Source organism: Streptomyces sp. NPDC016845, assembly GCF_044332585.1.
In the GTDB taxonomy this organism is placed as follows: domain Bacteria; phylum Actinomycetota; class Actinomycetes; order Streptomycetales; family Streptomycetaceae; genus Streptomyces.
Genome location: NZ_JBIRPI010000011.1, coordinates 1 through 24262 on the forward strand (window position 1 = coordinate 1; position 24262 = coordinate 24262).

Sequence of the window (24262 nt, forward strand, 5' to 3'; positions counted from 1 at the left end):
CCGGCTCCCAGCAGAGCAGTTGACACCTGCTACCGGCCTACGGCCAACCCGCACCGCCGTCAACCCAGACGACCACCGGATTTAACGAACTACCGGTAGGTCTGCCAGACTCGCCCACAGATGGCCACACTCTGTTCCGACGACAATCGAGATCGGCTCCCTCTCCACCCAGCCGCCACCCAATCGATCACCCACCGGCTAGTGGTGGGACGCGACCGGCACCTCCCTCACCACGCCGCAGCATGTGAATCATCCTCGCAGGTCAGCGCCTATTCCGTCGCGGCTTCAACGGCACATTCGGCAGTTCCGGCGCAGGCAACGGATCCCCGTCGTAACCCGCAACCTCGCCGAACCTCTGCCCTTCCATCCAGTCCCGACGCGCCTGCGCTATATCGTGGTGCGACCGTCCTATGAAGTTCCACCACATGACGATCTCCTCGCCGAACGGCGGTCCGCCCAGCACGATCAGGCGCGCCGTGGCGTCCGTCTCGTTGGTGAGGGTCAGCGTCGCGTCGCCCGGTGCGAGGTAGCCCAGTTCGGCGCGGGCCAGGGAGGTGCCGGAGAGCGTGACCGTGCCCTGGTCGACAAGGACGCCGTGCTCGAAGTCGCTGTCCACGTCGAGGGTGACGGTCGCGCGCGGGGCCAGGAGGAGTTCGGCGCCGAGGAGCGGGGTGAAGGTATGGACCGGGGAGACCACCCCGGCCAGGGAGCCGAGGAAGACCCGGGCCTCGGCGCCGTCGAGGTGGACGGGCTCGGGCGCGTAGTGCTGGAAGTCGCGCTCGGTGTGGCGGTGGCCGTCGGGCAGCGCCACCCACAGCTGGACGCCGTGCAGGACGGTCGTGTCCGGGGTGGAGACCTCGGAGTGGGCGATGCCGTGGCCGCCGGTCATGAGGTTCAGCTCGCCGGGGCGGACCATGGCGTGGTTGCCCATGCTGTCCCGGTGCTCGATCTCGCCGGTGAACAGCCAGCTCACCGTCTGCAGCCCGGTGTGGGGGTGCGGTGCGACGTCCATACCGCCGGTGCGCGCCACGTCGTCGGGGCCGTAGTGGTCGACGAAGCACCAGGCCCCGATCAGCGTGCGAGCCCGCTGCGGCAGCGTCCGCCGGACCGGCATGGCGCGCGGGCCGCCCAGCGGCACGTCCCGGGCGGTGAGCACCTCTACGGTGTCGCTCATCCCTGCCTCTCCTACCCCAAGTGTTCTCAAGTATTTTGAGTTTCAACAACTATGGATGATCATAAGGCCCAGCGCACCGCGAAGCGAGCCCGGCCGCGCAGAGGCCCCCTGACAGGAGACCGAGTTGAGCGACCGCAGCAGCAACAGTGACAGCGTCCGTGACGGACGTGTCTACGTCGACAAGCAGAGCCCCAAGGCGTATCACGCCCTCGTGCAGACCTCCGAGGCGGTCCGGGACACCGCCGCCGACGCCGGGCTCGACCGGGTTCTCGTCGAGCTGATCAATCTACGCGTCTCCCAGCTCAACGGCTGCGCCTACTGCCTCGACGTGCACACGCGGGCCGCGCTGCGGGCGGGCGCGACCACCCAGCGCCTCGGCACGCTCGCCGCGTGGCGCGACACCGAGCTGTTCACCGAGCGGGAGCGGGCCGCGCTCGCGCTCGCCGAGGCCACCACGCACCCCGCGGATGCGACCGCGCAGGAGGACGCCTACGCGGCGGCCCGCGCGTCCCTGACCGAGGACGAGATCTCCGCTGTCATATGGGTCGCCATCACCATCAACGCGTTCAACCGGGTCTCCGTCCTCAGCAGGCATCCCGTCCGCGCACCGAAGGCCTGACGCACCTCACGCCCACTCCGCCGCGCACCGCAGCAGCCGTCCGATCTCGGGGTGGAACACGCGGTGGTGCCCGCCCATGGGCACCTCGTCGCAGCGGATCACCTCGGAGACGTCCACGTTGAGGTAGGGCGCCTGCCGGCCGTCCCGCTCCGGCGCCTCCCGCACATCGACCGGCGCGGGCCCGTCGACCCCCTGGATGCCGTCGAAGCCGAGCGCGCCCCACTTGCGCGCGGTCGTGGCCAGTTCGCTGGAGTCGCCGATCATCTGGGCCGACAGCGGGTAGAGCACGCCGAGGTGGGAGTCGAGGTGCGAGAACGTGCAGAGCAGGGGGCCCTGGACGAGCCGGCGGCGGCTGAACAGCGCGCCGTGGCCCGACACCTGTTGCGGCAGGCTGTCGGCGAAGGAGAAGTGGGACATCTCGCCCTGGAGGAAGGTGAGCGAGGACAGAGCGACGGGGTCCGCGCCGCTCTCCTCCAGGCCGCGCAGCGCGAAACCGGCGAGGCGCGCGCCGAGCCCGTGCCCGACGAGGTGCAGACGCACGTCGGCGCCGCGCACCAGCATCGGCAGACAGGGGCCGAGGCCCGCCTGACCGATCAACCCGGCCCTGCGGCGCAGGACATGGCGGACGACCTGCCGGAAGAGTTCGCGGGCCCCCTTCCACAGTTCGGCGAAGTCCGCCGCGCGGGCCGTCTCCCCCACCGGGCCGCCCGCGGCTACCGTTCCGGCCCTGTTCACCCGGTCGCTGAGCGGGCGTGCCGGGCGCGGTCCCGCCACCCGGCTCTCCAGGAGCGTCCCCTCGTCGGACACCTCGGACGCGGTGGCGGCGCTCTCGTGGTGCGCGGGCTCGCCCGCCTCGAGCGCCAGGGCGCGGCTCAGGTCCCGCAGCGCGCCCGCGAACTCGGAGCACACCGTGCGGGTGTCCTCGAACAGCATGAGGGGGTCGGCCTGAGGCAGCACCTCGCCCTCCGTGTCGGAGGTGAACTCCGCGACCGGGTCCTGCAGCGGGACTTCCGCCAGGCGGCGCAGCGCGGAGCCGAAGTCGTCGAAGGCGGGCCCGCGTTCGGGCCGCTCGTTCAACAAGGTGATGAGTTCAATCAACGGGCCCTCGCTGGACGGAAGTTGGCGGTACAGGTCGTCCGCCGTGGCCTTGGAGACTCCGTCGTCGTCGCCCTCCGGCCGGGCGAGGCCGGGTGCGCCCTCATCCCGGAAACACAGCGACGGCCAGTGCACACCTAGGAACCCCACCTCATGTGCCCCGCCGCCCCACGCGTCGGCGAGCATGTGCCGGAACGCTCCGTCGGCCGCGGCACTCACCTCCTTGTCGTTGTGGGCCCCGTGGACCACCACGTACAAGTCACGCACTCCACTCCCCCGGACCTCCTCGCACACAGTTTCCACTTGAGCGGGCTCGAACTGCGCCCGGCTGCCGAAGGACATGGCTCCGAAGTCGTGCAACGCGGTGGGCTGCGACATGGCTCGCTCCCTGTGGGACCACCGCTTACGCGGCGGGTCGGGGCGGCGGGCCCTGCGCCCGTCGCACGAAGCACTCCACGTTCCCGCCGCGCCTGTGCACACGTGCCTCGCACCCCGATGTACGGCGTTTCTACGTCATGCAGTAGGCACTGTCCTAGACTCGGTCAATCATCAGGTCCTCAGCCTTGTCCGCTCATCACCGGACCAGTGAACCCAGGAGCTACTCGTGACGGATCCCAAGCCCGGTAACCCGAACGTCAAGGACCAGTACGCGGCCCAGGTCGCCGCCGACCTCGAGCGCAACGCGAAGGAACAGGAGGAGATCGGCACCGAACTGGAGACGCTGCAGAACAAGTTGCGGGCGCTCCAGGACGACCAGGCGATCCTGGTCAGCATGCAGCAGGCGCTCGGCACGAAGGAGGGCGCGGCGGTCACGCCGGACAAGGCCCAGCGCCGCAAGTCCGCTCCGGCCGCCGCGAGCGCGAAGAGCAGCGCGCCCAAGCAGGGCAAGCAGCCGCGCGCCGCGAAGACGACGTCCGGCAAGACGACGACCAGCAAGGCGACGTCCGGCAAGGCCGCGTCCGACAAGGCCACGTCCCCCTCGGCCCGCCCCGCCCGCAAGGCGTCGGCGAGTGCGCAGCCGACGCTGGTCACCCTCGTACAGGAGTACCTCAAGCAGCAGACGGAGCCGCGTTCGGCGGCCGAGCTGGCCGATGCGCTCACCGCGGCGCACCCGGACCGTACGTTCAAGAAGCCTGTCGTGCGGACCACGGTCGAGGGCCTGGTCGCCAGGGGTCTCGCCCAGCGCAGCAAGCAGGGTTCGTCGGTCTTCTACAGCACGCCGGAGCAGGCGAAGTCGCCGGAGCCCGCGGCCGAGTAGGGGCAGTTGTGCTCGGCGGCTGTCGGCAGTGCCCGCCCCACTACGCTGACAAGGTGCAGCCGGCGGCCGCCGGGCCGCTGAAGAAGCACCGAAGAAAGCGTGTGCGGGGACGGGTTTCACTGTGCGGGATCTTCTGGCCGGTCCGCACCGGGGCCGCCCAGGTCGGCACGATGACGGCCCACCGGCGCGGCCGGGGCCCGCTCACGGCACTGCGGTGCGCCCATGGTTCGACTGGTCGCCGAAGCCCTGGACCGGCTGCGCGCCGAGGGCCTCGCCCTCGCGCAGGCGCTCGCCGGCCCTCACCACCATCGGACTGCTTGGGGACCGTGTCATCCGCGAGCAGCACACGGTCGACGAGCAGTTGCACACTTGCCTGCGGACCCGTGCAACCAGGCTTTCGATGCACTGCGGCGGAACATCCACATCCAGGACCACCGGATCCTGCTCAACTACGTGGCCCGGGACCTCATCGAGAGCGGGCTGACGCCCGCCGTCGTCACATCGGAGTGAGCCAGACCGCCGCCAGCGGTGGAAGGCGCAGGGTGAGCGAGGCGGGGAAGCCGCCCAACGGCTCGGGCTCCGGGTCCAGCGGCTCGGCGTTGCGGACGTCGCTGCCGCCGTACCGTGTCGCGTCGGTGTTGAGGATCTCCCGCCACTGACCGGCGGCGGGCGGCACACCCAGGCGGTAGCCCTCGCGCACCACCGGGGAGAAGTTGACGACCGCGAGCAGCGGGCTGCCGTCGGCGGCGCGGCGGACGAACGCGAAGACGTTGTCCTCGGCGGCGTCGGCCGCACTCCACTGGAACCCCTCGGGGCGCGCGTCCTGTTCCCACAGCGCGGGGTGGGAGACGTACAGCCGGTTGAGGTCGCCCACGAGGCGCTGGACCCCGCGGTGGTCCCCGGCGGCGGGGTTGTTCTCGTCGAGGACCCACCACTGCGGCCCCTCGTCCGCGACCCATTCGGCGCCCTGCGCGAACTCCTGCCCCATGAAGAGGAGTTGTTTGCCGGGGTGGGCCCACATGTGGGCGAGGTAGGCGCGGTGGTTGGCGCGCCGCTGCCACCAGTCGCCCGGCATCTTCGACACCAGGGCCTGTTTGCCGTGCACGACCTCGTCGTGGGAGATCGGGAGCACGTAGTTCTCGCTGTAGGCGTACACCATCGAGAAGGTCATCTCGTTATGGTGGTACTTGCGGTGCACGGGTTCGTGCGCGACGTACTCGAGCGAGTCGTGCATCCAGCCCATGTTCCATTTGAGGCCGAAGCCGAGACCGCCGAAGCCGTCGGGGCCGATGTCGTGGGTGGCCCGGGTGACACCGTTCCAGGCGGTGGACTCCTCGGCGATGGTGACGACGCCGGGCACCCGCCGGTACAGGGTGGCGTTCATCTCCTGGAGGAAGGCGACCGCGTCGAGGTTCTCCCGGCCGCCGAACTCGTTCGGGGCCCACTGGCCGTCCTCGCGCGAGTAGTCGAGGTAGAGCATGGAGGCGACGGCGTCGACCCGCAGGCCGTCGATGTGGAACTCCTCGCACCAGTAGAGGGCGTTGGCCACGAGGAAGTTGCGGACCTCCTTGCGGCCGTAGTCGAAGACGAGGGTGCCCCAGTCGGGGTGGGCCGAGCGCCGCGGGTCCTCGTGCTCGTACAGGTGGCGGCCGTCGAACTCGGCGAGGGCCCACTCGTCGCGCGGGAAGTGCGCGGGTACCCAGTCGAGGATGACGCCGATACCGGCCTGGTGCAGGGTGTCGACGAGATACTTGAAGTCGTCGGGGCCGCCGAGGCGGGCGGTGGGCGCGTAGAACCCGGTGACCTGGTAGCCCCAGGAGCCGCCGAAGGGGTGCTCGGCGACCGGCATCAGCTCGACATGGGTGAAGCCGAGGGCCGACACGTACTCGGTGAGTTCGTGGGCGAGGCGGCGGTAGGTCGCCCCCGGCTTCCAGGAGGCGAGGTGCACCTCGTAGACGGACATGGGGGCGGTGTGGACCGGGCGGTCGGCGCGGTGGCGCAGCCAGGTGTCGTCGCCCCACTCGTAGTCGCTGCCGCACACGATGGACGCCGTCGCCGGGGGCACCTCCGTGCGCCGCGCCATCGGGTCGGCCCGCTCCAGGCGCTGCCCGTCGGGGCCGGTCAGTTCGTACTTGTACGTGGCGCCGGGGCCGATGCCGGGGACGAACAGCTCCCACACGCCCGAGGAGCCCAGGGAGCGCATGGGCAGCGCCGTGCCGTCCCAGTGGTTGAAGTCGCCACGGATACGGACGCCGCGCGCGTTCGGCGCCCAGACGGTGAAACGTGTGCCGAGCACGCCGCCGCGTTCGAGCACGTGTGAGCCGAGAGCCGTCCACAGCTCCTCGTGGCGCCCCTCGGAGATGAGGTGCAGGTCGAGGTCGCCGAGGGTCGGCGGGAAGCTGTACGGGTCCGCCGTCTCGACGGCGGAGTCGGGGTACGTGACGCGCAGCCGGTAGGGCGCGTGGCCCTGGCCGGGGATTCGGCCCGCGAAGAGGCCGTCGCCCTCGTCGTGCAGGTTCCACACACGTGTGCCGATGACGACGGACACCTGGGTCGCGTGCGGGCGCAGGCAGCGCACGGCGAGCCCGCCGCGCACCGGGTGGGCGCCGAGGACGGAGTGCGGGTCGTGGTGGGCGCCGGTCAGGAGCCGGGCGCGTACGTCGTCGTCCAGGGGGGCGAGCGGGGCGACGTCGGGCACGCGGTCCACCGGCTCGACGAGCGGTTCGACGAGCGGTTCGACAAGCGGCTCCGCTGTGGCCGGCGGCTGCGCGGTCTTCACCGGCTGTACCGGGTCCACCGGCTCTGGCGGGTCTGCAGGCTCCACCGCTACGGGGTCGGCGACGGACATGTCAGGCCTCCTGGGCGGGTAGCTGGTCGGACATGTGCGGGGCGCCGGTGCCCGCGGTGCCGCCCGCGCACAGGCGGGCCACCGCGTTCATCGGGACCGTGAGCAGTTCGGGGCGGTACACCGACTCGTAGACCACCTCGTAGACGGCGCGGTCCGCCTCGTGCGCGCGGAGCGCGGCGGGGACGGCGCGCGGGTCGAAGCCGCCGGACTCGCCGTATCCGGCGCAGAAGGCGTCCCGGCAGCGGTCGGCCCAGCGCGGGTGGAACTCCCCGCCGGAGCGGGCGGCGTAGTCGAAGGAGCGGAGCATGCCGGCGACGTCCGCGATCGGCGAGCGGTCGGCGCGGCGCTCGGGGACGGGTTTGGCCGGCTCCCCCTCGAAGTCGACGATGTGCCAGCGGCCGTGGGCGTGCATGACCTGGCCGAGGTGCAGGTCGCCGTGGGTGCGCTGGAGCGGGGCGTCGCCGCCCTCGGTGACGGCCGCGGCGTAGACGTCCTGGAGGTCCGGCACGAACGGGCGAAGCTCGGGGACGCTCGCGGCGGCGCGCAGCAGCCGGTGGGACATCGCGTCGGCGAGCCGCGCCGACTGGTCCGCGGGCCGCAGGCCGGTCGGGAACGCCTTGGCGAGGGCGACGTGCAACTCGCCTGTGGTGCGGCCGAGTTCGCGTGCCTCCTCGGTGAAGCCCGTGCGGCGGTGGCTGGACTCCAGGGCCAGCGTCCAGCCGTCCGTCGACTCGGTGAGGAACGGCTGCACCATGCCGAGCGTCGACCAGAACGGGGCCTCCGTCTGGAACCAGCCGATCGGCGCGGGGACCTGGGTGAATCCGTGCCGGGCGAGCGCTCCGGTGACCTCCAGGTCGGGGTTGATGCCGGGCTGGATGTGGCGGAACAGTTTCAGGATGAGTTCGTCGCCGTAGACGATCGAGGTGTTGGACTGCTCCACGTCCAGGACGCGCGGTGTGAGCCCGCACGGCACCGAGGTGCGCGGCAGCGACTCGAAGCGCAGGTGCCCGGCGGAGCCGCCCCTGCGCAGCCGTTCGAGGAGCACGATCGCGGCGCGGTGGTCGTGGACGGCGTCGTAGACCATGAGCCGTTCACCGGGCCGCGCCTCGACCTCGCCGATCATGTGGGGGCTCATCCGCGGCGGTACATGGGTGGCCACGCCGAGCAGGACCTGATAATGCGCGCCGTCCGACGAACCGCGCTGGTCGACGCGGACCAGGAGGTGGTAGCAGTCGGTCGTCAGCGCTGTCGCGGCGGCCACGGACACACCGGTGACGTCCCGGCCTTGCCCGGTGAACCATCGCTGGCGGGGGAGCCAGCGCGCCAGGAGCGCCGCGAGGGAGGAGGCGGGCACCTGAGCGGGACCGACGGCCGTATCGGACAGCAGAGGCGAAGTCATGGATTCAGGTCCAATCGTGGTGTGCCATGCGGGGCGTCATGCTGGTGCCCCGCAGCCGGAACCAGTAGAAGCCGTGTCCCGCCAGGGTCAGGAGATAGGGCAGCTCTCCGATCGCGGGAAAGCGGACGTTGCCGATGAGTTCGACCGGGTGGCGACCGTCGTAGGCCCGGAGGTCGAGCTCGGTGGGCTGCGCGAAGCGGGAGAAGTTGTGCACGCACAGCACCAGGTCGTCCTTGTACTCGCGCAGGAAGGCGAGTACGGCCGGGTTGGAGGAGGACAGTTCGGTGTAGGACCCCATGCCGAACGCCGGGTTCTGCCTGCGGATCTCGATCATGCGGCGGGTCCAGTGCAGGAGCGAGGACGGCGACGCCATCTGTGCCTCGACGTTGGTGACCTGGTATCCGTAGACCGGGTCCATGATCGTCGGCAGGGAGAGGCGGCCGGGGTCGCTGGAGGAGAAGCCCGCGTTGCGGTCGGGGGTCCACTGCATGGGTGTGCGTACGGAGTCGCGGTCGCCGAGCCAGATGTTGTCGCCCATGCCGATCTCGTCGCCGTAGTACAGGATCGGCGAGCCGGGCAGTGACATCAGCAGTGCGGTGAACAGCTCGATCTGGTTGCGGTCGTTGTCGAGGAGGGGCGCGAGGCGGCGGCGGATACCGATGTTGGCCCGCATCCGCGGCTCTTTCGCGTATTCCGCGTACATGTAGTCGCGCTCCTCGTCGCTGACCATCTCCAGGGTCAGCTCGTCGTGGTTGCGCAGGAAGATGCCCCACTGGCAGCCGGACGGGATGGCCGGGGTCTTCGCGAGGATCTCGGAGATCGGTTCGGCGGTCTCGCGGCGGACCGCCATGAAGATGCGCGGCATCACCGGGAAGTGGAACGCCATGTGGCATTCGTCGCCGCCCGAGGAGAAGTCACCGAAGTAGTCGACGACGTCCTCGGGCCACTGGTTGGCCTCCGCGAGGAGCACCACGTCGGGGTAGTTGGCGTCGATCTCCTTGCGGACCCGCTTGAGGAACGCGTGGGAGGCGGGCAGGTTCTCGCAGTTGGTGCCGTCCTCCGCGTAGAGGTAGGGCACGGCGTCGAGGCGGAAGCCGTCGATACCCAGGTCCAGCCAGAATCGGAGCGCGGCGATCATCTCGTCCTGGACCGCCGGGTTCTCGAAGTTGAGGTCCGGCTGGTGGGAGAAGAAGCGGTGCCAGAAGTACTGCTTGCGCACCGGGTCGAAGGTCCAGTTGGAGACCTCGGTGTCGACGAAGATGATGCGCGCGTCCTCGTACCTCGTGTCGTCGTCGGACCAGACGTAGTAGTCCCCGTACGGTCCCTGCGGGTCGGTGCGCGACTGCTGGAACCACTCGTGCTGATCGCTCGTGTGGTTCATGACGAAGTCGACGATGACGCGCATGCCCCGCTGGTGCGCCGCGTCCACGAACTCCACGAAGTCCGCGAGGTCGCCGAACTCGGGAAGCGTGACGATGTAGTTCGCCACGTCGTAGCCGCCGTCCCGCAGCGGGCTCGTGTAGAACGGCGGAAGCCACAGACAGTCCACGCCCAGCCATTGCAGATAGTCCAGCTTGGACGTGATGCCCTTCAGGTCACCGACGCCGTCGCCGTTGCTGTCGCAGAAGGAGCGGACGAGCACCTCGTAGAAGACGGCGCGCTTGAACCACTCGGGGTCGGGTGACTTGGTGGGCATGTACGAGGCCTGCGCAGCCTGCGCCATGTCGTCCGTGGTCATTCGAGTCTGCCTCCGAGGACGCGGATGAGGAGAGTGAGGGGGCGGTTCGGCCGGCGCGGTGTCAGCCGACGGTGAAGACGTGGGCCGGCGACTCCCCCGGCACGAGGCGCACGTAGTTGCTCGCTCCCCACGTGTAGGTGGCACCGGTCAGTTCGTCACGCACGGGGAACGACACGGGGAACGACACGGGGGCCGAGGCGTCGGAGCCGGCGTTCAGCTGCGCGAGGTCGAGACGGACCGTCGCCTCCTGAGCGTGGTGCGGATCGAGGTTGACCACCACCAGAACCGTGTTCGAGCCACTGCGTTTGGAGTACACGATCACGGCCTCGTTGTCGGCGTGATGGAAGTGCACTCCGCGCAGCCCGTGCAACGCCGGGTTACGGCGCCTGATGTCGTTCAGGGCGGTGATCAGAGGGGCGATGGTGCGCCCCTCGCGCTCGGCCGAAGCCCAGTCCCGCGGCCGCAGTTCGTACTTCTCGGAGTGCAGGTACTCCTCGCTGCCGGGGCGCAGCGGGGTGTTCTCGCACAGTTCGTATCCGCTGTAGACGCCCCAGGACGGGGAGAGGGTCGCGGCGAGGACGGCGCGGAGTTCGAAGGCGGGGCGGCCGCCGTGCTGGAGGAACTCGTGCAGGATGTCCGGGGTGTTGACGAAGAAGTTGGGCCGCATCGCCGCGGCCGACTCACCCGCCAGCTCCTGGACGTACCCCGTGAGCTCCGCTTTCGTGTTGCGCCAGGTGAAGTACGTGTACGACTGCTGGAAGCCCGCCTCGGCCAGCGAACGCATCATCGCCGGGCGGGTGAACGCCTCCGCCAGGAAGACGACGTCGGGGTCGGTGCGGCCGATCTCGGTGATGACCTGCTCCCAGAACGCGACCGGCTTCGTGTGCGGGTTGTCGACGCGGAAGATGCGGACGCCGTGCGCCATCCAGTGGCGCAGCACCCGTACCGTCTCCGCGATCAGGCCGGGCATGTCGCGGTCGAAGGCGATCGGGTAGATGTCCTGGTACTTCTTCGGCGGGTTCTCCGCGTAGGCGATCGTGCCGTCGGGGCGGTGGTGGAACCACTCCGGGTGCTTCTCCACCCAGGGGTGGTCCGGCGAGCACTGCAACGCGAAGTCGAGCGCGACCTCCAGGCCCTCGCCGCGGGCCCGCGCCACGAACGCGTCGAAGTCGTCCAGAGTGCCGAGGTCCGGGTGGATCGCGTCGTGCCCGCCCTCCGCGGAGCCGACCGCCCAGGGCACGCCGACATCGTGCGGGCCCGGCGTCAGGCTGTTGTCGGGCCCCTTGCGGTGGGTCGTGCCGATGGGGTGGACGGGCGGCAGGTAGACGACGTCGAAGCCCATCGCGGCGATCGCCGGCAGGCGGCGCGCGGCCGTGGTGAAGGTGCCGCTGACGGGCGCGGAACCCGGCTCGGCCACCGCGCCCTCAGAGCGCGGGAAGAACTCGTACCAGGCGCCGTACAGGGCTCGTTCCCGCTCGACGAGGAGGGGCAGCGGCGGGCTCTCGGTGAGCCGGTGAAGGAGCGGGTGGGCCGCGAGGACCTCGCACACCTCGGGCGCCGTGGCCGCCGCGAGCCGCTCCATGTCGTCCCGCGCGCCGTCCGTCAGGACGCGGATGGCCTCGAACAACGTACGCCTGGCCGCTTCGTCGGTGACCCGGCCGAGGGCGCGCTCCAGGTGCTCGGCGCCCTCTTCGAGGGTGATGTCGCTGTCCACGCCGGCCGGCACCTTTATGGCGGCGTCGCGCTGCCATGCGGCGACGGGGTCGACGTACGCCTGCACGCAGTAGCTCCACCGGCCGGTGGAGGTGGGGGTGGCCGCGGCGCTCCACCGGTCCTCGCCCGGGACCAGTTCGCGCATCGGGACGCAGTCGACGGTGCGTCCTTCCGGGTCACGCAGGACGGCGTGGGCCCGTACGACGGCCGACCCCTCGACGAACACCAGGGCCGTGACCGGGAACGCCTCACCGACGACGGCCTTCGCCATGCCGCGGCCGCCGTGCACCCGGGGACGCACGTCCTCGATCTGGACGGGAACCAGCTGTGCCCTACTCGTCATCGCTCTCACCTCCAGTGCTCTGGTCGACGGTCCGCCTGCTCGACGGTCGCCTGTTCGACGGTCGCCTGCTCGGCGGTCGGGCTCATACGGTCGGCCTCGTCGTCCGCCGTCCGTCCCCGCCCGCGGGGCCGACGGCGCGCACGTGGCGCTCGGCCGTGGACGCCGCCTCGCGGCCGCATCGCTCGCCGGTGGCGGCGCACAGCGCCGCGACGGCCAGCTCGAACCGCGCACGGACCCTCGCGTCTGTGGGAGCCGCCAGGAAACGCCGCTCCCACCACCGGTATCGCTTCAGCTGTCCCTCGATCTCCACGCCGACCTGTGATGCGTCCATGGCATCCGCCGACCTCCTGGAATCCGCGGAGTCATGGCTCCACGGGTTGCCGAACATGCACGCAGTGAGAGCGGACCGTCACACAGGGCCGCTCGTCACCATGGTGCGGGGTGATCGGCGATCCGTCCTGTTGAGCGCAGCGTCACGGGCCGGTCACTCTCGTGTTGCACCGATGGAGTATGCGGTCGACGCTGGTCATGACGCTCGAGCGAGCAGAGCTCACGCGACGTGCGCACGGCACTCCGTCGCGGCCAGGCGTGAGTCACGCGGTGAGGAGCACGAACCATGAACCGGACAGAGCCCCGCTACTACCACGTCGAGGTGGACTCCTCGTCGGAGCGCGTCACCCAGATGCAGCGCGTCGTCGCGGCCCATCTCCGCTACTGGGGGCTGCAGAAGCTGGTCACGTCGGCGACCCGCGGAGTCGGCCTGCTGCTGCACGCGGCCGCCGACGGGCCGGTCGAGCGCGTGGAGATCGAGACCTGGTGGACGGGCCAGCATCTGATCACCGCGGTGTCGCACCACGACGCCTCCGAGGCCGGGCGTCCTGACGACGAGCAGTCGCACCTGCTGGAGATAGCGACGCTGAGCGACGGCTGGGGCAGTTGCACCACGAACAGCCGGCGCATCATCTGGTTCTCCCTGCGCAAGTCCGACCACGACCGCGAGCCGCTCGCCGACAAGGATCCCGCGCCGTGGTCCAGCGAGGCGCTGACCCTGCCGCAGACCCCGGTGGCGCCCGGGAGCGCCGTGCACGAGATCGCGCGGGCCCTGGAGGGCGCGCCCGCCGGAACCGCCTCGTGACGGGCCTTTCGACGAACACCGGGGACGGGGGCGTCCAGGCCGGACGCCCCTACCCGCTCGGCGCCACCTTCGACGGTCACGGTACGAACTTCGCACTGTTCAGCGCTGTCGCCGACCAGGTCGACCTCATCCTCCTCGACCCGGACGGCAGCGAGCGCTCGGTGACGCTGCCTGAGGTCGACGGCTCCGTGTGGCACGGCTACCTGCCGGACGTCGGCCCGCGCCGGCGCTACGGCTACCGCGTCCACGGCCCCTGGGAGCCGAACTCCGGACACCGCTGCGACTCCTCGGCGTTCCTCCTCGACCCCTACGCCCTCGCGGTCCACGAGCGGCCGAAGCGCCAGGGCGAGTCGGGCCACGGACTGTGCGGGGTCGTCGTCGACCGCTCCTTCGACTGGGGCGCGGACAAGCCGCCGTCGTACTCGTACACCGACTCGGTCATCTACGAGGCACACGTACGGGGGCTCTCGCGCACCCATCCGGGTGTGCCGGAGGAACTGCGCGGCACCTACGCGGGGCTCGCGCACCCGGCCGTCGTCGAGCACCTGACGTCCCTGGGCGTGACCGCGGTCGAGCTGATGCCGGTGCACCAGTTCCTCCAGGACGGGTTCCTGCGCGACCAGGGCCTGTCCAACTACTGGGGCTACAACACGATCGGCTTCTTCGCGCCGCACCACGAGTACGCCGCCCGGGGCACGCTCGGCGAACAGGTCACCGAGTTCAAGCAGATGGTGAAGGACCTGCACGCCGCCGGGCTCGAGGTCATCCTCGACGTGGTCTACAACCACACGGCCGAGGGCAACGAGAACGGGCCGACGCTCTCCTTCCGCGGCATCGACAATGCCTCGTACTACCGCCTGTCCGACGAGGACTTCAGCCGCTACTACGACACCACGGGCACCGGCAACAGCCTCCTCGTGCGCCACCCCCACGTCCTCCAGCTGATCATGGACTCGCTGCGGTACTGGGTGACCGAGTGCCATGTCGACGGCTTCCGCTTCGACCTGGCGGCGACGCTGGCCCGCCAGTTCCACGAGGTGGACCGGCTCTCCGCGTTCTTCGACGTCATCCAGCAGGACCCGGTGATCAGCCGGGTGAAGCTGATCGCGGAGCCGTGGGACCTCGGCGACGGCGGCTACCAGGTCGGCAACTTCCCCCCGCTGTGGTCCGAGTGGAACGGCAAGTACCGCGACTGCGTACGCGACTTCTGGCGCGCCACCGACCACTCCCTGCCGGAGTTCGCCTCCCGCCTCACCGGCTCCGCCGACCTGTACGAGCACGAGGGGCGACGGCCGCGCGCGAGCGTCAACTTCGTCACCGCGCACGACGGGTTCACCCTGCGCGACCTGGTCTCGTACAACGACAAGCACAACGAGGCCAACGGCGAGGACAACAGGGACGGCGAGAGCCACAACCGGTCCTGGAACTGCGGCGCCGAAGGCCCCACGAAGGACCCGGCGGTACGGGAGCTGCGCGCACGCCAGCAGCGCAACTTCCTGACCACGCTGATGCTTTCGCAGGGCATCCCGATGCTGAGCCACGGCGACGAGCTGGGCCGTACCCAGGACGGCAACAACAACGCGTACTGCCAGGACAACGCGTTGAGCTGGATCGACTGGGACATCGGCGAGGAGCAGCGGGAGCTGCTCGACTTCACGCGTGAGCTGATCGCCCTGCGCATGGCCCATCCCGTCCTGCGCCGCCGCCACTTCTTCGAGGGCGTCCCGCGGGAGGACGGACAGTTGCCGGACCTGGTCTGGTTGCGGCCGGACGCCGCCGAGATGACCGCCAAGGACTGGGGCAGGCCGGACGCGCACGCGATCGGTGTCTTCCTGAACGGCGACGAGGTCCCGGCCCCTGCCTCCCGCAACCGTACGGCCAGGGACGACTCCTTCCTGATGCTGTTCAACTGCTTCTGGGAACCGATGGAGTTCGTGCTGCCGGGCCCCTGCTTCGGGACGCGCTGGACCACGCTCATCGACACGGCGGAGCCGAACGGCGCCGCCGACGAGCGTGAACACAAGGCGGGTGCCTCACTGCTCGTGGCGGAGCGGAGCCTGGTTGTGCTGGACCGCCCGCCGGGTGAGACCGAGGGCAGACGAAGACGCCGGTGACCCCACCTTCATCCGATGCCGTCACCTGGGCGCCCTCCCAGGTGACGGCATCGTTTTTGCAACGATGCATTGACGGAACGGCACCCGGGGAACAAAGATCGACAGGCACGTATGACAACGTTGTCGCACGAGAGGATCGCGATGCGAGCGTGGAAACGCCTGTCCACCGCCTTCTTGGTCATCGCCACCATGGCCACCGCCACCGCCACTACGACCGGCGTGGCGAACGCCCACGATCGGGGGCCGCAGTTCGCCAAGGACCCCACCACCCTGGTCGACACGTCGATCGGCAACAACGGTGACGGCACCACGTTCCCGGGCGCCACGACGCCGTTCGGCATGGTGCAGCTCAGCCCCGACACCCAGCTGAACAAGTACGCGTCCTACGACTACGCGCAGGACACCATCCTCGGCTTCAGCCACACGCACCTGTCGGGCGTCGGCTGCCAGACGATGGGCAACATCCGGTTCATGCCGACCACGGACGCGGTCACCTCGTCCGACCCGGCGCGGTACGGCGCCAGGTTCAGCCACGACAACGAGTCCCGGTCGCCCGGCTACTACGGCGTGACGTTCGACAACGGCATCGAGGCCGAGCTGAGCGCCACGCAGCGCACCGGCCAGCACCGCTACACGTTCCCGGGCGGATCGAGCACCCAGAACGTGCTCATCGAGGCCGGCGAGAGCAACGGCAGCACCTACGCCGGTGACATCAAGGTGGTCGGGAACGACACCGTCGAGGGCTGGGTCCAGGGCGGCAACTTCTGCGGGGAGACCGGCAAGGAGCGCTACCGGGTCTACTTCAGCGCCAAGTTCGACCGGAAGTTCAAGACGTTCGGTACGTGGACCGACTCCACGCTCACCCCGGGCCGGCGCGAGGCGGCACGCGGCAACGAGCGCGCCGGCGCCTGGCTGTCGTTCGACCCGGCCCAGGGCGACCGGGTCGGCTCCTCCGTGGGCGTCTCCTACACCTCGGTCGACGGAGCGAGGCTCAACCGCAAGGCGGAACAGCCCCGTTCGTTCGACAAGGCGCGGACAAGCGCGCACGACACGTGGCGGGACGAGCTGAACCGGATGCGGGTGGCCGGCGGCTCCACCGCCGACCGGCGCACGTACTACAGCGCGCTCTACCACTCGCTCCTGCACCCCTCGATAGGCTCCGACGTCGACAACCGCTACCGCGGCTTCGACGACAAGGTGCACAAGGCGGACGCGCCCTACTACCAGATGTTCTCCCTCTGGGACACCTACCGCTCGCAGAACCAGCTGGTGGCGCTGCTCGAACCGGACAAGGCCGCGGACATGGCCAAGTCGGTCCTGCGGATCTACGAGGACGGTGGCTGGCTGCCGCGCTGGGGGCTCGGCGGCGGCGAGACCAACGTGATGAGCGGCGACCCCGTCACCCCGTGGGTCGTCGACCTCTACAACCGCGGCCTGCTCGACAAGCGCACGTCGGCCAAGCTCTTCGACGCGCTCTGGAAGAACGCCAACGACGTCCCCGCCGACCAGTCGCTCTTCCGCGGCCGCGACGGCAACCCGACGTACGTGGAGAACGGCTTCGTCGGTTACCAGAACCTGCCGGGTTACAAGTACGGGGACAGCCGCCAGGCGGGCTCGGCGACTCTCGAGTACGCCCTGGCCGACTGCTCCCTGTCCACGATGGCGTCGGGCCTCGGCCACAAGGACAAGGCCGCGACGCTCGCCGCGCGCTGCGACAACTTCACCAAGCTGTGGGACACCTCCGTCACGTCGCAGGGCTACACCGGGTTCCCGGTCACGAAGAACGCCGACGGCACGGTCGCCGGTGACCCCGACCCGACCCGGTCCGGCGCCTTCCACGAGGGCACCGCGTGGCAGTACCAGTGGCTCGCGCAGCAGGACCCGGAGACGCTGTTCGGTCTGATGGGCGGCCAGAAGGGTGCCGAGCAGCGGCTCGACACCTTCTTCGACCTGCCGACCGTGCTCAGCGACCCGGCGAAGGCCGCCTCCGAGTCCTGGGTGACGGGCGCCTACGACTACCACAACAACTTCGCCTTCAACCCGAACAACGAGCCCGACTTCCACGCGCCGTGGATGTACGCGTGGACCGGATCGCCGTGGAAGACCTCGGCGGTGCTGCGCGCGCTGCGGACGCTCTACACGGACGACGCGTACGGCATGCCCGGCAATGACGACCTCGGCTCCACGTCGTCGCTGCTCGTCTTCGCCATGGCGGGCGTCTTCGAGGCGCAGCCCGGCTCGGCGAACTACATCTTCTCGGCGCCCATGTTCGACAAGGTCGAGATCCGGCCCGCGCACGGCCGCAGCATCACCGTCGAGGCGCCGGGCGCCGACGCCTCGAAGGCGCAGTACGTGTCCTCCGTGCGGACCGGGAAGGGGACGCTGAACCGGAGCTGGCTCTCCCACAAGGATCTGCTGCGCTCCGGCACCATCAAGGTCGAGCTCTCGGACAAGCCGACGAGCTGGGGCGCGGGCATGGCACCGCCCGCGCTGACCGCCGAGCACTGAGTGGAAGCGAGTGCGGCCCTCCCCTCGTGGGGCCGCACTCGCTGTCCGACGTCATGACGCCATGACGCCATGACGCCATGACACCATAACGGGGAGCACTCCCCGTTTCGGTGACGGACGATAGCATCCTCCGGGGAGCACTCCCCGGTTCCCTGTACCCGGCCTCACGGAGGACGACGATGACCCACGGCGCAGAGCGCGGAGCGGCCCCGCGCCGGCGCGACGCGCGCCGCAATCGCGAACTGCTGATCGAGGCGGCCCGCGAGGTCTTCCGTGAGCAGGGCCTGGAGGCTCCGCTCGATGTCATCGCGCGCCGGGCCGGGGTCGGCAACGCGACGCTCTACCGCCACTTCCCGGCCCGCGTCGCACTCGTCGACGCGGTCTTCCACGAGCCGCTGGCCGACACGATGACCGCGGGCGACGAGGCCCGGCGGGCCGACGACGCGTGGGCGGGCCTGACCGGATACCTCGACGCCGTCTTCACCGTCCTCGCCTCCGACCGCGGCACCAACGACCTCATGACCACACCGCTGCGGGGCATCGAGGCGCTGGAGGCCGTGCACGCGCACAACCGCCGCACCCTGGAACTCCTCCTCGAACGCGGCCGGGCACAAGGCACCGTGCGCGCCGATGTCGTACCCGAGGACGTCCTGTTCGCCCTGGCCGCGCTCGGCCGCGCCGTCCCGGCCCTGACGGCCGCGACCACCGCCGGCGCCTGGCGCCGCCCGCTCGCGCTGTTCCTCGACAGCCTGCGCGCCGCGCCGGTCACGTCACCTCTCCCCTCCCCGGCCCTCACTTCCGAACAACTCGGTGAGGTGCTCGGCGAGCTGGGACCGCACCGGGCTCAGGGCACCCCTGGCGCGTAGGCGAATTCCGGCCGCACTCCGCCCCGTACACAAGTCGGCGCGCCCGAAGCGTTGACGTGTCCCTGGCGAGTGCGTAGAAACTGCCCTTACAACGATGTAAGCAATCGCCGCACCACTTCCAGACCTTGGCACGCCTTCCCGGAACCACCCTGCCGCGCCCCGCGACACGAGGAGCTCCGATGCGCCGTCAGCCCGTCCCCCTCCGCTTACCCGTCCGCCGCAGACCGGCGCGCCACGCGCTCGGCATCCTGCTCTCCGCCCTGGCTCTGCTCCTGGGCGGGGCCACCGCTCTGGCCCCCGCCGCGCAGGCGGCGCCCACCGCCTGGACCCCGAAACCGGCGCCCATGACGACGCCGTGGACCGGTCAGGTCTCCCGCGACAACCCCCTCCCGGAGTATCCGAGACCCCAGCTGACCAGGCCCGACTGGGCCAACCTGAACGGCATCTGGGACTTCGCCGTCACCTCCGCGAGCGCCGGGCAGCCGGCCTCCTTCACCGAGCAGATCCGGGTGCCGTTCGTCGCGGAGTCCGCGCTCTCCGGCATCCAGCGCAAGATCACCCAGAACGACAAGCTCTGGTACAAGCGCACCTTCACCGTGCCGTCGAACTGGAACGGCCGCCGCGTCCAGCTCAACTTCGGCGCAAGCGACTGGCGTACGACGGTGTGGGTCAACGGACAGCAGGCGGGCGCCGTCCACAACGGCGGCTACGACGCCTTCGGGTACGACATCACGCCGCTGCTCAACGGCGGCACCAACACCGTCGTCGTATCCGTCTTCGACCCGACCCAGACCGGCGGGCAGGCCGTCGGCAAACAGCGCATCAACGACGTGACGCCGCACCCCGGCGGCGGCATCTTCTACACCGCCGCCTCCGGAATCTGGCAGACCGTGTGGCTGGAACCGACCGCTGTGGCCCACATCTCCCGCCTCGACATGGTGCCGAACCTGGCCGACTCGACCCTGCGCGTCACCGTCCGGGGCGACGGGACCAGCGGGCAGAGCGCGCGGATCACCGTCAGCTCCGGCGGCACGACGGTGGGCACGGCGACCGGCGCGGTGGGCTCGCAGGTGTCGGTGCGCATCGCCGACCCGCGGCTGTGGTCGCCCGACGATCCGTTCCTGTACGACGTCAGGGCCGAACTGGTCAGCGGATCCGCGGTCGTCGACACCGTCGGCTCGTACGCCGGTATGCGGTCGATCTCGCGCGGCAGCGTCGGCGGCAGACAACGGCTGCTGCTCAACGGCCAGTTCGTGTTCCAGACCGGCACCCTCGACCAGGGGTACTGGCCCGACGGCATCTACACGGCCCCGACCGACGACGCCCTCAAGTACGACCTGCAGAAGCACAAGGACCTCGGCTTCAACATGGTCCGCAAGCACATCAAGGTGGAGCCGCAGCGCTGGTTCTACTGGGCCGACCGGCTCGGGCTCCTCGTCTGGCAGGACATGCCCGCGATGGACACCCGCACCCCGGACGCCGCCGCCCGTACCCAGTGGGAGGCCGAGTTCGACCAGATCATCGACGAGCACCGCTCCTCGCCCTCGCTGGTGATGTGGGTCGACGAGAACGAGGGCTGGGGCCAGTACGACCAGGCCCGCATCGCCGACAAGGTGAAGGCGGCCGACCCCTCGCGCCTCGTCGACAACATGAGCGGCATCAACTGCTGCGGCGCCGTCGACGGCGGCAACGGTGACGTCATCGACCACCACAACTACGTAGGACCGGGTGTGACCCGTCCGTCGGCCACGCGGGCCGCCGTCCTCGGTGAGTTCGGCGGGCTCGGGCTGCGGGTGCCGGGGCACGAGTGGTCGCCGGGCAACGGGTTCTCGTACGAGGACCAGGCCGACGCCGCGCATCTGAACAACCGGTTCACCGGGCTCATCGACGCGCTGCGCCTCCAGCAGATGCCGGCCGGTCTGTCGGCCTCCGTCTACACGGAGATCACGGACGTCGAGAACGAGGTCAACGGCCTGCTGACGTACGACCGTCAGGTGACCAAGGTCGACCAGGCGCGGGTCAAGGCGGCGAACCAGGCGCTGATCAACGCATCGAGGAGCCCGGCGGCGCCGGTCACCCTGCCCACCGGGTACAGGTCGCTGCGGGCCACCACCCCCGGCTACACCGACCGCTACATCCGGCACAGGGACGCGCTCGCCTACACGGAGGTCGTGAACAGCGGCAGCAGCGCGCTGCTGAAGAACGACGCGACCTGGCGCGTCGTGCCCGGTCTCGCGGACAGCGCGTGCTACTCCTTCGAGTCCCGCAACTACCCGGGCGAGTACCTTCGCCACCGCGACTTCCGGGTGTACCGGGAGGCGGGTGACGGCTCGGCGCTGTTCCGCGCGGACGCCACCTTCTGCGCCGTCCAGGGGCAGGGCGGGGTGCGGCTGACGGCCCAGAACTTCCCCGGCCAGTACCTGCGCCACTACAACGCCGAGATCCACCTCGCCGTGCCCGGTGGATCGCGGGCCGCGGACAATCCGGGTTCGTTCACCGAGGACACGACGTGGGCGGTGGAGGCGCCCTGGGCGCCCTGACGCTCTGGCCTTCTGGCCTTCTGGCCTTCTGGCCTTCTGGCCTTCTGGCCTTCTGGCCTTCTGGCCTTCTGGCCTTCTGGCGGCCTCGCCCTTCACGGGCGGGGCCGTCGTCCCCCTTCTCAGCCGCGCGGTGCCGTCGGCGCCGCCAGGCCGTCGCTCAGCAGGCGGCTGTCGATCTCGTCCAGCGCCAGGCGCAGCCCGCCGAGGGCCACGCTCTCGTCGCCCAGCGTGGAGACGCGCAGCTCCGGCAGGCGCAGGCAGTGCTTGGTGAGTTCGCGGCGCAGCGGTTCGAGGACCACGTCGGCGGAGCGGGAGAACCCGCCACCGTAGACGACGACCTGCGGGTCGAGGGCGAGCACGAGCGCGGCGACGCCCACGGCCAGGTCGCGGGTGTAGCGCCGGACGGCGGTCCTGGCGTCCTTGTCGCCTTCGCGGGCGGCCTGGAACACCCAGGCCGCGGCCTCGCCCGCCGTCGCCGGAACGCCGGGGCAGGACTCCAGATGGTCGGGGGCGGTGAGCCAGCGGACCGCCTTCAGCGCGCCGATCTCGCCCGCCGCTCCGCCGTGGCCGCGGCGCAGGGTGCCGTCGAGGATGAGCCCGGCGCCGGTGCGCAGCCCCGCGAGGAGGAACACGATGTCGTCGGCGTCCTGGGCGACGCCCTTCCAGCGCTCGGCGACGGCGGCGAGCTTGCAGTCGTTCTCGACCTGGACCGGGCAGGTGAAGCGGGCCGCCAGGTGCGCGGCAGGGTCGGTGGTGTGCCAGCCGGGCAGCGGGCTGAACAGGGTGGTGCGGCCCGAGGCGTCGACCGGTCCGGTCACCCCGACCGTGACGGCCCAGATGTCGGACGGGGTCATGCCCGCGCCTTGCAGCACGTCGTCGATGACGGCGTCGACCGCCGCGAGCCGCGCCTCGGGCGCCGCCTCCGGGTCGACGGGGCGGCGCTCCGCCCGGACGATCTCGCCCTCCAGGTCGCTGACCATGACGAGGATCTTGTGGACGCCGATGTCGATGCCGAGCGCGTGGCCCGCGCTCGCCCGGAACCGGAAGCGCCGCGCGGGCCGCCCGACCACGCTGCTCGCCCCCGGCTCCTCGACCTCGGCCCAGCCGTCGGTGACGAGCCCCTGCACCAGCACGTCCACGGCGGGCCGGGAGAGACCGGCGCGACCTGCCAGCTCGGTGACGGTGGACGGCGGGTTGCCGCGCAGCGCCCACACGATCGACAGCTGGTTCATCTCGCGCATCCGGGACATGTCTGTTCCGGTCGTCGCCATGCTGGTGCTCCCTGGAGGGGTTGCGGGCCCGCTACTGAATATTGCTGGAGAGTTTACTAATGCGGGACGCCATGCTCGGTCGTATTCAGGCGATCGGGCGGCGTTGCTAGGCGATCGGGTAGCGCTGCTCCGTCTCCGGCACGACAGCGGGCGTGAAGTCGACCTCCCTTCCGTCGAGCGTGAAGCGGTAGCGGCCGAGTTTGCGGATCTCGGGCCGTCGCTCGAAGTAGGCGGTCATGGCCTGGAGCTCGTCGGGGCGCAGCCATCCCGGCGGGTCGGACACGGCACGGAATCCGCAGATGTCGGCGAGGTCGCGCAGCCAGCTCTGCTGCTGCTCCGTCAGCAGGTTGAGGCGGCTGCGGAAGTAGACGACGTCGGGGTCGACCTCGAGCAGCGGTGACTGCCAGAGGCGGTGCACCGTATTGACGACGGCGTTGCGGGCCAGGGCGTCCGACGGGTCCTGGGTCGCGTAGTGCTCCCACAGCGGTGCGACATCGGGGCCGCTGCGGATGCCGTCGACGAGTCCGAGCGACGGCAGCAGGGGCGCGCCGCTGCCGAGGAGGTAGGCGTCCGGGCCCGCCTCCTGACGGATGATGCGCAGGCCGAGCCGGTACGACTCCTCGCGGCCGAGCTCCGTCGCGCGTGCGCCGGGGGCGGTGCCGGCGCCGATGAAGTCGAGTTTGAGGTAGGTGAACCCCCATTCATGGACGACCCGGCGGATCGTCTCGCGCAGGTGGTCCTGGGCGGCGGGCAGGGTGAGGTCGAGGGTGTAGTAGCCGGTGCCCCAGTTGTGCCCGGCGATCACGGGTTCGCCGTCTGCGTCGCGCAGGAGCAGCTCCGGCCGCTCCCGCGCCGTACGGGATTCGGGCAGGGCGATGAACGGGGCGATCCAGAGCCCGGGCCGCAGCCCGGCCTCCTTGATGCGGTCGGCCAGCGCGCGCATTCCGGCCGGGAACTTGTCGTTGGCGTGCCAGTCGCCGACCATCCGCTCCCAGCCGTCGTCGACCTGGACGACGTCGAAGGGCAGGCCGCGCAGTGCGGTGATGTCCTTGGTGAGCTGTTCCTCGGTGATGTTCTCGTAGTACGCGTACCAGCTGCACCACACGTCGCCCGCGCGCTTGCGGCTGTGGCCGAGGCGGTCGGCGAGGTGGCGGGTGTAGGCGGCGAAGACCTCGTCCTCGGCGCCGTACGCGAGGAACCAGGGGGCGCCCTCGCGCTCGTACCAACCGGCAAGCGTGTCCTGGTCGGCGGTGAGGCGTGGGGTGTCGAGGCCGAGCGCGCCGAGCAGCAGGACCTGTCCGTCCGGGCCTTGCAGGGCGGCGACGGCGGACGAGTGGTGGCGGGCCGGGTCGTCCCACACGGTGTCGTCGGCGGTGGTGCGGCGCTCGGCGCTCTCGATGCGCAGTGGTCGCTCGGACAGGCGGCGCCAGCCGCACGGGCTCCAGGAGTTGTGTCCGTGCCGGTAGAACAGCGCGTCACCGAGGCCGTGCAGCAGGGCCACCCGGCCGGGCGGCAGCAGCAGCCCTCCGTCGACGGGCTCGGGCGGGGCGCCGCCCGCGAGCTCGACGGCGAACGTGCGCCCTCCGACGTCTACGACCTGGGGCATGGGTCTCCTTGTGTGTGTTTCCGTGTGTTTCCGCT

The 24262-nt window shown here is 70.5% G+C and carries 17 protein-coding genes; 8 read left to right on the plus strand and 9 right to left on the minus strand.

What is annotated here, in order from left to right; translation table 11 throughout:
• Positions 1 to 262: 262 nt before the first annotated feature.
• Entirely contained in the window at positions 263 to 1174 is a 912-nt protein-coding gene (locus ACH4RC_RS24780) for a pirin family protein (RefSeq protein ID WP_398204705.1), read from the minus strand.
• A 124-nt stretch (positions 1175 to 1298) separates the two neighbouring features.
• Between ACH4RC_RS24780 and ACH4RC_RS24785 the strand changes: the two genes are divergently transcribed.
• The gene (locus tag ACH4RC_RS24785) at positions 1299 to 1793 is read left to right on the plus strand and encodes a carboxymuconolactone decarboxylase family protein (RefSeq protein ID WP_398204708.1); all 495 of its coding nucleotides are present in this window, start codon (positions 1299 to 1301) and stop codon (positions 1791 to 1793) included.
• Positions 1794 to 1799: 6 nt separating this feature from the next.
• Here the strand turns inward: ACH4RC_RS24785 and ACH4RC_RS24790 are convergent, their stop codons facing one another.
• Positions 1800 to 3266: a hypothetical protein gene (locus ACH4RC_RS24790; RefSeq protein ID WP_398204710.1), complete on the minus strand. Its 1467-nt coding sequence runs from the start codon at positions 3264 to 3266 to the stop codon at positions 1800 to 1802.
• Positions 3267 to 3492: 226 nt separating this feature from the next.
• Between ACH4RC_RS24790 and ACH4RC_RS24795 the strand changes: the two genes are divergently transcribed.
• Entirely contained in the window at positions 3493 to 4146 is a 654-nt protein-coding gene (locus ACH4RC_RS24795; RefSeq protein WP_398204713.1) for a hypothetical protein, read from the plus strand.
• Between the two features lie 369 nt (positions 4147 to 4515).
• On the plus strand, positions 4516 to 4656 hold the full coding sequence (locus ACH4RC_RS24800) for a hypothetical protein (RefSeq protein WP_398204716.1): 141 nt from the start codon (positions 4516 to 4518) through the stop codon (positions 4654 to 4656).
• Here ACH4RC_RS24800 and glgB read toward each other — a convergent pair.
• From glgB to ACH4RC_RS24825, 5 genes are all read right to left on the minus strand, one after another.
• Positions 4643 to 6994 carry a 1,4-alpha-glucan branching enzyme gene (glgB, locus tag ACH4RC_RS24805; RefSeq protein WP_398204719.1) on the minus strand — a complete coding sequence of 784 codons (2352 nt, stop codon included), beginning with the start codon at positions 6992 to 6994 and terminating at the stop codon, positions 4643 to 4645. The genes ACH4RC_RS24800 and glgB overlap by 14 nt on opposite strands.
• A gap of 1 nt (position 6995) precedes the next feature.
• Complete coding sequence (locus ACH4RC_RS24810; protein ID WP_398204722.1) at positions 6996 to 8393, minus strand: maltokinase; 1398 nt, start codon at positions 8391 to 8393, stop codon at positions 6996 to 6998.
• 4 nt (positions 8394 to 8397) lie between these two features.
• Positions 8398 to 10131 carry a maltose alpha-D-glucosyltransferase gene (gene treS, locus ACH4RC_RS24815; protein WP_398204725.1) on the minus strand — a complete coding sequence of 578 codons (1734 nt, stop codon included), beginning with the start codon at positions 10129 to 10131 and terminating at the stop codon, positions 8398 to 8400.
• Between the two features lie 61 nt (positions 10132 to 10192).
• Positions 10193 to 12187 carry a maltotransferase domain-containing protein gene (locus tag ACH4RC_RS24820; RefSeq protein ID WP_398204727.1) on the minus strand — a complete coding sequence of 665 codons (1995 nt, stop codon included), beginning with the start codon at positions 12185 to 12187 and terminating at the stop codon, positions 10193 to 10195.
• A gap of 82 nt (positions 12188 to 12269) precedes the next feature.
• The gene (locus ACH4RC_RS24825) at positions 12270 to 12518 is read right to left on the minus strand and encodes a DUF5133 domain-containing protein (RefSeq protein ID WP_398204730.1); all 249 of its coding nucleotides are present in this window, start codon (positions 12516 to 12518) and stop codon (positions 12270 to 12272) included.
• Positions 12519 to 12803: 285 nt separating this feature from the next.
• Between ACH4RC_RS24825 and ACH4RC_RS24830 the strand changes: the two genes are divergently transcribed.
• The 5 genes from ACH4RC_RS24830 (at position 12804) to ACH4RC_RS24850 (ending at position 21350) form a co-directional block, all read left to right on the plus strand.
• Positions 12804 to 13322 carry a pep a2 gene (locus ACH4RC_RS24830; protein ID WP_398204733.1) on the plus strand — a complete coding sequence of 173 codons (519 nt, stop codon included), beginning with the start codon at positions 12804 to 12806 and terminating at the stop codon, positions 13320 to 13322.
• Positions 13319 to 15436 (plus strand): glycogen debranching protein GlgX, encoded by a 2118-nt coding sequence (gene glgX, locus ACH4RC_RS24835; protein ID WP_398204735.1) that lies wholly within the window; start codon positions 13319 to 13321, stop codon positions 15434 to 15436. Before ACH4RC_RS24830 ends, glgX begins: the two co-directional genes overlap by 4 nt.
• Before the next feature lie 141 nt (positions 15437 to 15577).
• Entirely contained in the window at positions 15578 to 17944 is a 2367-nt protein-coding gene (locus tag ACH4RC_RS24840; protein WP_398204737.1) for a GH92 family glycosyl hydrolase, read from the plus strand.
• A 179-nt stretch (positions 17945 to 18123) separates the two neighbouring features.
• Positions 18124 to 18810 (plus strand): TetR/AcrR family transcriptional regulator, encoded by a 687-nt coding sequence (locus ACH4RC_RS24845; RefSeq protein WP_398204740.1) that lies wholly within the window; start codon positions 18124 to 18126, stop codon positions 18808 to 18810.
• A 179-nt stretch (positions 18811 to 18989) separates the two neighbouring features.
• On the plus strand, positions 18990 to 21350 hold the full coding sequence (locus tag ACH4RC_RS24850) for an AbfB domain-containing protein (RefSeq protein WP_398204742.1): 2361 nt from the start codon (positions 18990 to 18992) through the stop codon (positions 21348 to 21350).
• Between the two features lie 119 nt (positions 21351 to 21469).
• Here the strand turns inward: ACH4RC_RS24850 and ACH4RC_RS24855 are convergent, their stop codons facing one another.
• Positions 21470 to 22621 (minus strand): ROK family transcriptional regulator, encoded by a 1152-nt coding sequence (locus ACH4RC_RS24855; RefSeq protein WP_398204745.1) that lies wholly within the window; start codon positions 22619 to 22621, stop codon positions 21470 to 21472.
• Positions 22622 to 22727: 106 nt separating this feature from the next.
• Positions 22728 to 24227, minus strand: coding sequence for a glycoside hydrolase family 36 protein (locus ACH4RC_RS24860; protein ID WP_398204747.1), 1500 nt, complete (start codon positions 24225 to 24227; stop codon positions 22728 to 22730).
• Positions 24228 to 24262: the final 35 nt, after the last annotated feature.

What these genes read in the sequence shown, in the direction of transcription:
- ACH4RC_RS24780 (WP_398204705.1), bottom strand. Translation starts at nt 1,174, where the DNA reads ATGAGCGACACCGTAGAGGTGCTCACCGCCCGGGACGTGCCGCTGGGC.
- ACH4RC_RS24790 (WP_398204710.1), bottom strand. Translation starts at nt 3,266, where the DNA reads ATGTCGCAGCCCACCGCGTTGCACGACTTCGGAGCCATGTCCTTCGGC.
- glgB (WP_398204719.1), bottom strand. Translation starts at nt 6,994, where the DNA reads ATGTCCGTCGCCGACCCCGTAGCGGTGGAGCCTGCAGACCCGCCAGAG.
- ACH4RC_RS24810 (WP_398204722.1), bottom strand. Translation starts at nt 8,393, where the DNA reads ATGACTTCGCCTCTGCTGTCCGATACGGCCGTCGGTCCCGCTCAGGTG.
- treS (WP_398204725.1), bottom strand. Translation starts at nt 10,131, where the DNA reads ATGACCACGGACGACATGGCGCAGGCTGCGCAGGCCTCGTACATGCCC.
- ACH4RC_RS24820 (WP_398204727.1), bottom strand. Translation starts at nt 12,187, where the DNA reads ATGACGAGTAGGGCACAGCTGGTTCCCGTCCAGATCGAGGACGTGCGT.
- ACH4RC_RS24825 (WP_398204730.1), bottom strand. Translation starts at nt 12,518, where the DNA reads ATGGACGCATCACAGGTCGGCGTGGAGATCGAGGGACAGCTGAAGCGA.
- ACH4RC_RS24830 (WP_398204733.1), top strand. Translation starts at nt 12,804, where the DNA reads ATGAACCGGACAGAGCCCCGCTACTACCACGTCGAGGTGGACTCCTCG.
- ACH4RC_RS24840 (WP_398204737.1), top strand. Translation starts at nt 15,578, where the DNA reads ATGCGAGCGTGGAAACGCCTGTCCACCGCCTTCTTGGTCATCGCCACC.
- ACH4RC_RS24845 (WP_398204740.1), top strand. Translation starts at nt 18,124, where the DNA reads ATGACCCACGGCGCAGAGCGCGGAGCGGCCCCGCGCCGGCGCGACGCG.
- ACH4RC_RS24850 (WP_398204742.1), top strand. Translation starts at nt 18,990, where the DNA reads ATGCGCCGTCAGCCCGTCCCCCTCCGCTTACCCGTCCGCCGCAGACCG.
- ACH4RC_RS24855 (WP_398204745.1), bottom strand. Translation starts at nt 22,621, where the DNA reads ATGGCGACGACCGGAACAGACATGTCCCGGATGCGCGAGATGAACCAG.
- ACH4RC_RS24860 (WP_398204747.1), bottom strand. Translation starts at nt 24,227, where the DNA reads ATGCCCCAGGTCGTAGACGTCGGAGGGCGCACGTTCGCCGTCGAGCTC.